Below are 3850 nucleotides of genomic sequence, written 5' to 3' on the forward strand. Positions count from 1 at the left end.
CCAGAATCCCCAAGCGTCCTGGAGAAAGGCGACTGCCTTGGGTGGCCACGCATTCCCCCGGTGGCCACGTCGGCCCCCCGGGGCAGGATGTTGCGGCCCGGATGGGCATCGCCGACCACCGTTAAGGTATTCCCCTGGCAAGTGGTGAACTCTTCGGCCAAGACGGCATCGGCGCCATCGGAACCCGGGCACCGGTGAGAATTCGAACGGCGGTTCCGCCGGTAACGGCCTGGGCGCAGGGGGTTCCGGCGGCCGCCATTCCAACAACCTTGAGAATTACCGGGTTTTCCGGTGTCGCGAGGGCGATGTCGACGGACCGGACCGCGTAACCATCCTTCATGGAGGCGTCAATGGAAGGCGAATTCACCTTGGCGTGCATATCCTCGGCAAGCACCCGGTCCGCGCACGCCGAGAGGGCGATCCGGTCGCTGCCGAGGGGTGAAATCGTTTCGAGGTTACGCGCAGGGCTTCCGCGTAACCCAGTTTGACTTTGTTCATATGATCCGGTCGACCGCCTCCTTTAAGGATGAACGCTTTCAGCCTTTTTGGCTCAGGCGGGAAAAGGCGGTTCCCAGTTTCTCATATCCGTACTTATCAATCAAGGCTTCGAGGCCGGCCTCCATTTCATTCACCTCGACCTCTTCCTCGACTTCCTCTTCACGTTCCTCATAAATGAGGACATCGTTCAGGCACCATTCCACGCACAGGGGGCCGCTTTCATTGCCTTCGCACATGTCGCATTTGAGTGGCAAACCCGAATCGGGATCCTTGAACATGTCCCGGGACGGGCAGGTCGCCCGGCAGAAGGTACACTCGTCATATTCCTTGCCGTCGATGATATATTTGTCCCGGCCCATGCATTCGGCGGGCGTATACTCACCGGCAAACACCGGCAGCCAGATGTCCTTGAGCCGGTGGGTGATCACGCGGATCCGCGACGTTGCCGGATTGATGCTGCTGTATTTGGGTTCGGAATGAAATCCGGAGCACACCACTTCGCAGGTGCGGCAGCCGTTGCACTTGTCCGCATCGATCTTGATCGTCTTGATCGTTTTCTTAATCTTGGCCATCGGTAAGGATCCCCCTCTTTTCTAAGTCGTCGGCAACATAATCCAAATCTAATTCGTGCAGGCGTTCACGAGTCGGAATGCCATCCTCGTTCCAGCCTTTAAATTTGTAGTAGGTCTGCATGAGCGTTTCTTCAAGATCGGGAAAACGATGTTTCCAGTGATCCGCCGGCGGCAGCTCGTCCTTGCGGCGCATGCCGCGGATGTTATTATACGCCCGGTGGAGGTTGCGGCTGCGGTTGACGATTTTCCTGATATCGTCCTTGTCCATGTCGATACCCGTCGATGCGGAAACCAGCTTGGGGTAGTTGTGCACGTGGTAGGGCGGTTTCAGGCAGAAAGATCCCATCCCGCAACATAGACCGAGCGCATCATCAACGTTGTGCAGCATCTCCATCCAGTCCACGATCTCGGAGGAAATTTCGGGTGTCGGATATTGGGGGTTGGCCATTTCGCCACGCGGTTCCCAATCCACGAAGTATTTTTTGAATTTTTCGTCCGGGAGCTGGGGCCAGTCCTTGACAAATGCCTCACGCGTTTTTTTGTCGGGGAAGGCGGCCTGGGGCCAGTTGCCCTCGATCTGGGTGATACTGATTTTTTCGTTGGTGGCGAACATCAGGTAGTACAAGGGGTCGAGCATGCCCAGCTTGATGTTCATCTGCTCGTGCTTTTTGGTGGTATTGTGGTCAAAGGCCTCGGCGCCCTTGCCGATGCGCTTGGCGGCCCAGTAGGTGCCGTCGGCCAGGTAATCGCCGATGCCTTCGCGGCGGGCGACGCGGTCGAGCAGCCAGAAGAAGCGGCCCTCCTTGTCGGTGGGGCAGCCCTTGAAGTCCTCATCGGTGAAAATGCCGGCCTCATAGAGTTCCACGCCGAAGGCCAGGATCTGGGGGGTGGAGAAGGAGTCCAACCCGTATTCGAAGGCCTGTTTACAGATTCTCCAGGTGAAGTCGAGGTCGTCGACAAAGGCCGCCATGGTGTAGGTCAGCTTGGAGAAACATTTCATCATATAGGGCGGAACGTCATCGTGCATGATCAGGGCGCCGCATTGCTGGGGACAGTTGAAGCAGCTGATGAAGCGTTTGATGGCCGACGTCTGGCTCTCGGTCCAGGTCTTGTCGATCTCGTCCGTCCAGAAATCCTTGCGGCGGACGCGGGCGTTGCCCCAGGCGAAACTTTCCGTGTGCCATTTCTCGTCGACGTGCTTCATCATTTGCGGAGAACCGATACCGGACAAGATCGGCATGACTTCGGGGATGGGGTTTTCATTGCGAAAGTCGATGTATTTGCGGATATCCTTCATGTGGTCCATGAACTCCTCGCCACGGGCCAGGTTGACCGCTTTGGTGCCGCGCACGGCGATGGCCTTGATCTTCTTGTCGCCCATGACGGCCCCACCGCCGCCACGGCTCGAGCTGGAGCGGGATTGCTCGATGGAGGCGGTAAAACAGCGGTTTTCACCGGCCAGGCCGATGGCCGCCACCTGAACATCGGGATCCTTGAGTTCCTTGCGGATCAGGTCCTGGGTCTCGACGGCACCCTTGCCCTGCAGATGAGAGGCATCGCGGATCTCCACCTTGTCGTTGTGGATCCAGATGTAGATCAGCTTGGGCGACTTGCCGCGGATGACCACCTTGTCGTATCCGGCGTATTTCAATTCCGCGGACCAGAATCCGCCCATCATCGGGTAGGCCAACAGACCCGTCTGGGGAGAGATGAAGCTCACCAGGGTGCGGTTGGCGCTGAAGGCCGGTGTGCCGCAGAGCAGGCCCGTGCTGAAGATCAGCAGATTTTCCGGGTCGAAGGCCTGGACTTCGGGACCGACACGGTCGTAATGGATTTTGACACTGGTGCCGAGGCCCCCCAGATGGGTCTTTAAAAGGTTGGGATCGGTTTCCACCCGTTCCACATTGCCACGGGTCAGATCAATTTCTAGGTTATATCCGGTTTCAGCATATCTCATGATCGGTTGCCTCCATGGGTCTGATGGTTCATCGATTTGGATCAATCAGGGCATCTATATGGCCAAAACGACGCGTGGACCGGTTCCGCTCTGCCGCCACCCCTGCGGCGATGGAAACCGGTCGGTCGCATCGCGGATTAACGGGCAGCGATTTTGAGCCGTTCCGGCGTGGTGCCGGACGAGGGGGGTCCCGGGTGGGGATGCCTACGGTTTCCCAAACGGCTTTTTTCCAGAGGGACTTGGGACGGCCGTTGGTGATCCTTGTTGCCTCCCATTTTTTCATTGAACGAGTCGAAGCGTGCGAAGGGCCCCTCCGTACTGAGCCCCCGGGAATTGTCCAGAAAGACATGGGAGCCATTCGGATGCCCCATCATCTTGAACAGCGCCGGCCGGATGAATTGATCGAACGAGAGCATGGCTGCAGCGGGATTGCCCGGTAGCCCGAAGATGAGACTTTCGCCGATGGTACCGAAGATGGTCGGTTTGCCGGGCTTGACAAAAATATTGGAATAGCGCGTTTCCAGGCCCAGGGACGCGAAGGCCTTGTGCACCAGATCGTATTTCCCTCGGGATGTCCCGCCGGAGGTGATGATCAGATCGGCGCGCAGCGCATCCGTCAAGAGCTCTTTCTGAGCCTCAAGATCATCTTCCACAATGCCTAACCGCATGGGCGTGGCCAAAACATCGAGAACCTGGGCGGATAGGGCGTAAAGGGTTGAGCACATGGCCTTGCCGGGCGTGGCCGGTTCGTGGAAATCGGTGAGCTCATCGCCGGTTGAAACGATGGCCACCACGGGTTTGCGGTGGACGTACACATGGGCTC

General features: G+C 58.0%; 4 protein-coding genes. All 4 read right to left on the reverse strand.

Annotated elements, in window-relative coordinates:
- Positions 1–121 precede the first annotated feature (121 nt).
- Entirely contained in the window at positions 122–394 is a 273-nt protein-coding gene (locus JCM12296_RS33145; RefSeq protein ID WP_054702130.1) for a hypothetical protein, read from the reverse strand.
- 142 nt (positions 395–536) lie between these two features.
- Positions 537–1070 (reverse strand): 4Fe-4S dicluster domain-containing protein, encoded by a 534-nt coding sequence (locus JCM12296_RS33150; RefSeq protein WP_054702133.1) that lies wholly within the window; start codon positions 1068–1070, stop codon positions 537–539.
- Positions 1057–3027 carry an aldehyde ferredoxin oxidoreductase N-terminal domain-containing protein gene (locus JCM12296_RS33155; protein ID WP_054702136.1) on the reverse strand — a complete coding sequence of 657 codons (1971 nt, stop codon included), beginning with the start codon at positions 3025–3027 and terminating at the stop codon, positions 1057–1059. Before JCM12296_RS33155 ends, JCM12296_RS33150 begins: the two co-directional genes overlap by 14 nt.
- Before the next feature lie 137 nt (positions 3028–3164).
- A partial coding sequence (locus JCM12296_RS33160; protein WP_246805255.1) for a molybdenum cofactor synthesis domain-containing protein occupies positions 3165–3850 on the reverse strand: 686 nt, incomplete at its 5' end.

The organism is Desulfosarcina cetonica JCM 12296 (assembly GCF_001311845.1).
Taxonomy (GTDB): Bacteria; Desulfobacterota; Desulfobacteria; order Desulfobacterales; family Desulfosarcinaceae; genus Desulfosarcina; species Desulfosarcina cetonica.

Bases quoted from the DNA above. Each gene is read 5' to 3' on its own strand.
- JCM12296_RS33150 (WP_054702133.1), bottom strand. From the start codon at position 1,070: ATGGCCAAGATTAAGAAAACGATCAAGACGATCAAGATCGATGCGGAC.
- JCM12296_RS33155 (WP_054702136.1), bottom strand. From the start codon at position 3,027: ATGAGATATGCTGAAACCGGATATAACCTAGAAATTGATCTGACCCGT.